Genomic DNA, 6,124 nt, shown 5'->3' with positions numbered 1-6,124 from the left:
GCCGTCTTCTCGCCACCTGCGGTCTGCGCGGCGCCTTCGGTTCGGGCCGTCATGCGGGGTCCCGGAAGAGGACCGCCCGGGCCGTCAGCAGCAGGATCCGCAGATCGCCGGTGAACGACCAGTGGTCGATGTAGTGGTTGTCGAGCCTCGCCCGCAGCTCGATGGACGTGTCGCCCCGGAACCCGTGGATCTGGGCCCAGCCCGTCATCCCGGCCGGGACGCGGTGCCGCAGCATGTAGCCGGGGCAGGTGCGGGAGAACTGCTCCACGAAGTGCGGCCGCTCCGGGCGCGGCCCCACGAGGCTCATCTCGCCGCGGAGGACGTTCCACAGCTGCGGCAGCTCGTCCAGCGACGTGTCGCGCAGGAACCGGCCGACGCGTCCCACCCGCTCGTCGTCCTTGACGGTCCAGCGGGTGTCGGCCTCCTTCTCGTCCGCGGGCTTCAGCGTCCGGAACTTCAGCAGGACGAACTCCTCGCCGCCGAGCCCGATCCGCCGCTGCCGGAACAGCACCCCGGGGCCGCCCTCGATCCGGACGGCGACCGCGCACGCCGCGAGCACCGGCAGCGCGAGCACCAGGACGAGGGACGCCACGACGACGTCCAGCATCCGCTTGGCGCAGCGGGCGAACGGGGTGCGCAGGCCCCACTCGACCCGCGCGCACGGCAGCCCGGCGAGGTACTCGCGCCGCGCCGGCACCACCGGGACGACGTCCGACGGCGGCTGGACGAGCAGCGTCTCGCACGGCAGGGCGAACGACATGCGCAGGACCGCGTCCAGCCGGTCGGGCGGCACGTCCTCGGCGACGACGACCAGCGTCTCGACGCCGTGCTCCTCGACGAGCGACGGGAGGTCGGTGTCCGCCCCGAGGACGGGCACCGCGCCCGGAGGGCCGCCCGGAGTGTCGTCCGGCTCTCCCGCGGACACCTGCCCCGCCACCGCGAGCCCGAGGTCACCGCGTTCGCGCAGGACGTCGAGCACGTGGGCGGCGGTTCCGCCCGTCCCGACGACCAGGGCCGGACGGGCCCTGGAGCGGCGGCCCCGGTAGCCGCGGACCGCCGAGTTGAGGAATCCCCGCGCGCCGAGTTGGACCGTTCCGCACAGGGCCGCCGTCCACAGCCAGGCCGGGCCGTCCGAGCGCAGCAGCGCGGCGATCCCGCAGACGAGCAGCGTCCGGAACAGGAGCGGGGGCGCGTCGGTGAGCAGGGACGGCGCGCGGCGCGCCCGGTACAGCCCGCCCGCGCCGTTGAGCACGACGACCGCCGCGGCGGCCAGGCCCGGCAGGGGGCCTCCCCCGGTGAGGAACACGGCGGCGGCCATCGTCCAGCCGTCCAGCACGGCGAGGCACACCGGGCACAGCCAGGCCGGCAGCCGCGTCCCGCGCGCGGCGACCGGGCGGGCGCCCGCCGAAACGGGTTCCGGAGGGGCCGCGCCGGAGTCGACGGAGAAACTCAGCCCCTGGGCTCTCATCGCGGTCCCCTTCATGGACAAGACACCTTGCGGGGCCGTCGCAGGCGGCCAGTGATCAGCATCGCACCTGGTCAGAGCACAAATCGCCGCTTTTAACCGGGGCCGCCGCAGTCTTGGAGAGAAGATCAACGGGCTTGACGGAGAAGATCGACTCGACCTCCGCGGGGGCGGTGGCCCGAGAAAGATCATGCGAAGTGGCCACCGGATGCGAACCTTCGCGGGACCATGGACGTCTACAAGTGAGTCGGACGCCGAAACCGGCCGTCCGCGCCCTTCTGGGGGCGGGACGGGAATAAACGGCCGTTCCGGGATCTTGTTGCCGTCCCGCATCGCGCGGGATCCGGCGGGCTGTTGAGGGAGAACGGTGCGAGGTAAGGCGTTGGTGGTGGCGCTCGTCCTGGGCCTGGCGACCGCGTGCGGCGGGAGCAGCGGCGGTGGCGGCGAGGGCGGCGGCGGAACGACCACGAAGGGCGACGACGGCGCGCCCCAGGTGACGATCACTCCGGCGGACGGCAGCGGCAAGGCCCGCCCCGACCAGGGCGTGACGGTGACCGCGGCGGGCGGCAAGCTCGGCGACGTCTCCGTGAAGCTGAAGGGGGCCGACGTCCCCGGCGCCCTCTCCGCCGACAAGACCAAGTGGCGCTCCACGTGGACCTTGCAGCCGGGCGCCAGCTACCAGGTCTCGGCGACGGCGACGTCCGACAAGGGCAAGTCCACCACCGCGAAGAGCGTGTTCCGCACGACCCGCGCGACCGCCCAGACCCGCGTCAACAACATCGTGCCGAGCCAGAACGAGACGGTCGGCACCGGGATGCCGGTCTTCGTCCAGTTCAACAAGGCCGTCCCGGAGAAGGCGAAGCCCGCCATCGAGCGCGCCATCGAGATCTCCTCGACCACTCCCACCGAGGGCGCCTGGCGCTGGCTGAGCGCGGGCGAGTCCTTCAACGGCCTGCCCTCCGTCGTCTTCCGCCCGAAGCACCCGTGGAAGCCGCACCAGACCGTCACGGTCAAGGTCCACTACGCGGGCCTGAAGATCGGCGCCAACGTCTTCGGCGACCGCGACGCCACCCAGACCTTCAAGGTCGGCGACTCCCACGTCATCAACATCAGCGCCAAGACGCACCGCCTCGTCGTGAAGAAGAACGGCCGCGTCGTCCGCAACTGGGGCGTCAGCCTCGGCACCGGCGGCGACGTCCAGCGCGACGGCGTCGACCACCTGCTCACCACCAGCGGCGTCCACCTGACCATGGACCACGTCCGCCTGGAGCGCATGCGCCCGCCCGGCAAGAAGGAGGGCGACGACGGCTATTACGACGAGAAGGTGCCGTGGGCGACCCGCATCTCCAACAGCGGCGAGTACATCCACCAGAACATGGACGACCCGTCCTGCCTCGGTAACCGCAACTGCAGCCACGGCTGCGTCCGCTCCCCCGCGAACGACGCGCAGTGGTTCTTCCACTGGTCCTACCGTGGCGACCTCGTCACCATCACCGGCACCAAGCGCAGCCTCCAGTGGACGAACGGCTGGGGCTACTGGCAGCTTCCCTTCTCCCAGTGGGCCAGCGGCAGCGCCCTCGGCAAGCCCATCACCACGACCCAGGCCTGAGCACGTCCCACGCCTGACCTCCCGCGGCCACTACTCTTCGTGACCAACAGGTCGCGGGGGGGAGTGCCGGGGTGGCGGCGAAGATCATCCTTCACATCGGCGTGCAGAAGTCGGGCACGACGTTCCTGCAGCATGTGCTGCAAGCCAACGCCGAGGCGCTCGCCGGCGAGGGCGTCCGCTACCCCGTCAGCCTTGACTGGGCCCGGGGGCGGCGGACGGTCGCCAACCACGAATGGGCGAGCTACGGACTGCTGGGCACGGAGTTCCCCTGGGTGTCGCGGGACCGCGCGTCTGAGGAGACCTCCTCCTGGCAGACCCTGCTGGACGACGTGCGGTCGACGCCCGGCACGGTGCTGCTGTCGGCCGAGGCGCTCTCCGTCATCCGCACGCCCGCCATCCACCGCCTCCTGGACGCGCTCGCCGTCGACGACGTCGAGGTCGTGGTCACGGCCCGCGGCTTGGGCCGATCGCTGCCGTCTCTCTGGCAGCAGCACATCCGCAACGGCCGGACGGTGAGCTTCGAAACCTACCTCGCCCGCCTCGCCGCCCAGCGGGAGAATGGCCGGGACCACATCGAGACGGACCCGTCCGCCCATCTGTGGCGAGCGTTCGGCCTCGGCGGCCTCGCCCGTCGCTGGTCGGACGCGGGAGCCGCCCGCGTCCACATCGTCACCACACCCGGCAGGCCCCCGCGCCTCCTGTGGCAGCGTTTCGCGGAGGCGATCGGCCTCCCCGCCTTCGCCGAGTCCGCCGTCCTGCCCGTCGAGCAGGCCCACACCGGCCTGACCGCACCGGAGACGCAGGTGCTCTCGGCACTCAACGCGGCCATCCGGCAGACCGCCTGGAGCGGCCAGAACGCCGACTGGGTTCGGAAAAATCATCGGCCGCTTCCAGGCCCGCACCGAACGCGGCGGCAAGGTCGTCACCCCACTCGAATGGCGGACCCGCATCGCGCAGTGGGGCGAGGAAGACCTCGCCGCCCTCCAGGACTCGCCAGCGCAGATAGTCGGTGACCTGGACGAGCTGCGCTACGACCCGTCCTCGGAAACCACACGCCCGCCGACCCCCGAGGAAACCGCCCAGGCCGGCGCGGAAGCAGCGATCGCCCTGGCAGAGGCCGCCCTCCAGGAAACCCTGGTCCAACGCAACATCCGCCGCCTACGCCAACGCCTCACCACGTAGCCGCATCACCACGTGACCGGAAACAACCGCCTCTTCAGCACCGAATCGACGCGTTCCCCGGCGGCCTTGGCGTCCCCGCACGAAGAGAGAACCCGCCCCCGCTGGACGTCCTGGTAGACCCACGTCCCACCGACGGCCCGCGCCCGCACGACCACACCCACGTCTTCGGCGACCCCGCTGGCGTAAACCCAGAGCAGCGGCGTGGGGAACTCGCGTCCATACAACTTCACGCACCGCCACCCCCTCGCCCCGACCGCGAGCGCAAGCAGATCCAGATACCGGACGGCTTTCCGCCGCCCCCGCCACCGCCTCAGCACGAGACCCTCGCCCACACCCACTTGCCGGTCTCGCCCTCGGCCACCCCGCACGCCGCCGCCAGCGCCTGCACGAGCGGCAACCCCCATCCGCCCGTCCCGTCGTCGTACCCGTCATCGAGCGCCCGAGCGTCCGCCCCGAATTCGTCGGGCCCCATCACCGGCCGCATCACAGGCCGCTCCGCAGAAGAGTCCCAAACAGCCACCAGAACGCTCCCCGCCTCACGCGCGCACCTGACCCGGATCTCCCGCTCCCCCGCAACCCGCACGGCGTTGGTGACAAGCTCCGCGACGATCAACAGAACGCTGTCAGCGAGCCCCTCCAAGCCCCATTCCACAAGCCGCATCCCGACCACCGTCCGCACCATCCCCGGAACCGTCCGATCAGCCAGACAAGAAATGTCCACCTCGCCCGCATCCACGGCTTCTATCGCCATTTCACCGTCCCTCCCTTCGCGGCATTCCGCGGACAAGAGTGACCCCACCGCGTTAATTTCGGAAGGTTCGTGAAACAGATACAACAACGGAGGAGATCGAATGAGCCGCGCCGACTCACTGCGCCCCGACTTCTCGCTCTGGCATCTCATCGCCGTTGAGCTGCGCAGACAGCGCCAGATGCGGCGGATCTCCGGCGCCGCCCTGGGCGTCATACTCGACTGCGACCGATCAACTGTTGCACGTTATGAATCAGGGGACGTCCAACTCCCCACGGGACGCGCCAGGACCTTAGATCGAGAATGGGATCTTCAAGGCCTCTTCGAGAATCTGGTCAAACACGCCAAGAACGCCCGGGACCTCGACTGGTGGGAGACATTCAAGGAATACGAGCGCCGAGCGAACCTCATCAAGACTTACGAGCCCTCGCTTATCCCCGGGCTCCTCCAACGCGAGGCCTACGCACGCGCCATCTTCACGTCGAGCCGCCGGACGGACGCCGACGAGGCGGTGGCGGAGCGCCTGGCCCGTCAGGAAATCCTCACCCGCCAAGACCCGTGCAAGCTCATGGCCATCCTCGACACCGCTGCCGTGTTGCGCTCGTTCGGAGACGCGGACGTCATGCGCGATCAGCTCGGCCATCTCCTCGAAGCCTCAGAGTGGCCGAACGTCTACCTGCGAGTGACCTCTGAAAAGCTGATCGGCTACGGCGGCGTCGGAGGCGGATTCACCGTGATGCAGACCCCCACCGGCGACCTCGGATTCGCGACCGTCGGCTCCACGGGCCACATCTCACTCGATCCCATCGATATCCAAGAACAAGCGATACGGTATGACGAGATCGGCATGTCCGCGCTGACCGTCGAGGCATCCCGTGCCTTCATCGCCAAGACACTGGACTCACTCCCATGAACCTTCAGTGGCGCAAATCCACTCGCTCGGAAGATCACGGCAACTGCGTCGAGGTGGCCGCGCTCCCCCACGCGGTCGCCGTCCGCGACAGCAAAGCCCCCGAGAGCGGCCACCTCGCCCTCACCCCCGACGCCTTCGCCGACCTCCTCGCCCGCGCCAAGCGCAACGAGCCGGCTCTCTAACGCGGTGCCGCAGCCTGCCTTACGA

7 protein-coding genes are annotated in these 6,124 nt (G+C 70.1%); 4 read left to right on the top strand and 3 right to left on the bottom strand.

Annotation, left to right across the window (positions count from 1 at the left end; translation table 11 throughout):
- Window positions 1–49: 49 nt before the first annotated feature.
- On the bottom strand, window positions 50–1,468 hold the full coding sequence (locus tag AB0C21_RS03525; protein WP_500202477.1) for a sugar transferase: 1,419 nt from the start codon (window positions 1,466–1,468) through the stop codon (window positions 50–52).
- A 364-nt stretch (window positions 1,469–1,832) separates the two neighbouring features.
- On the opposite strand from AB0C21_RS03525, the gene AB0C21_RS03520 reads away from it, so the two are divergent.
- Both AB0C21_RS03520 and AB0C21_RS03515 read left to right on the top strand, forming a co-directional pair.
- Window positions 1,833–3,074 (top strand): L,D-transpeptidase, encoded by a 1,242-nt coding sequence (locus AB0C21_RS03520; RefSeq protein ID WP_500202476.1) that lies wholly within the window; start codon window positions 1,833–1,835, stop codon window positions 3,072–3,074.
- Window positions 3,075–3,145: 71 nt separating this feature from the next.
- Window positions 3,146–4,087, top strand: coding sequence for a hypothetical protein (locus AB0C21_RS03515; RefSeq protein WP_500202475.1), 942 nt, complete (start codon window positions 3,146–3,148; stop codon window positions 4,085–4,087).
- A 174-nt stretch (window positions 4,088–4,261) separates the two neighbouring features.
- Here AB0C21_RS03515 and AB0C21_RS03510 read toward each other — a convergent pair whose 3' ends face one another.
- Together AB0C21_RS03510 and AB0C21_RS03505 are read right to left on the bottom strand one after the other, a co-directional pair.
- Window positions 4,262–4,573, bottom strand: a complete 312-nt coding sequence (locus tag AB0C21_RS03510; RefSeq protein ID WP_500202474.1) for a hypothetical protein — start codon at window positions 4,571–4,573, stop codon at window positions 4,262–4,264.
- Complete coding sequence (locus AB0C21_RS03505) at window positions 4,567–5,007, bottom strand: ATP-binding protein (protein WP_500202473.1); 441 nt, start codon at window positions 5,005–5,007, stop codon at window positions 4,567–4,569. The genes AB0C21_RS03510 and AB0C21_RS03505 overlap by 7 nt, the downstream gene beginning before the upstream one ends.
- 100 nt (window positions 5,008–5,107) lie before the next feature.
- On the opposite strand from AB0C21_RS03505, the gene AB0C21_RS03500 reads away from it, so the two are divergent.
- Complete coding sequence (locus AB0C21_RS03500; RefSeq protein ID WP_500202472.1) at window positions 5,108–5,917, top strand: helix-turn-helix domain-containing protein; 810 nt, start codon at window positions 5,108–5,110, stop codon at window positions 5,915–5,917.
- Window positions 5,914–6,099, top strand: coding sequence for a DUF397 domain-containing protein (locus AB0C21_RS03495; protein ID WP_500202471.1), 186 nt, complete (start codon window positions 5,914–5,916; stop codon window positions 6,097–6,099). Before AB0C21_RS03500 ends, AB0C21_RS03495 begins: the two co-directional genes overlap by 4 nt.
- Window positions 6,100–6,124 lie beyond the last annotated feature (25 nt).

Source organism: Spirillospora sp. NPDC049024, from assembly GCF_040649235.1.
Taxonomy (GTDB): domain Bacteria; phylum Actinomycetota; class Actinomycetes; order Streptosporangiales; family Streptosporangiaceae; genus Spirillospora.
This window is presented reverse-complemented; position numbering and strand designations above follow the sequence as displayed.

Coding starts and splice junctions, on each gene's coding strand:
- AB0C21_RS03525 (WP_500202477.1), bottom strand. CDS start 1,468: ATGAGAGCCCAGGGGCTGAGTTTCTCCGTCGACTCCGGCGCGGCCCCT.
- AB0C21_RS03500 (WP_500202472.1), top strand. CDS start 5,108: ATGAGCCGCGCCGACTCACTGCGCCCCGACTTCTCGCTCTGGCATCTC.
- AB0C21_RS03495 (WP_500202471.1), top strand. CDS start 5,914: ATGAACCTTCAGTGGCGCAAATCCACTCGCTCGGAAGATCACGGCAAC.
- AB0C21_RS03505 (WP_500202473.1), bottom strand. CDS start 5,007: ATGGCGATAGAAGCCGTGGATGCGGGCGAGGTGGACATTTCTTGTCTG.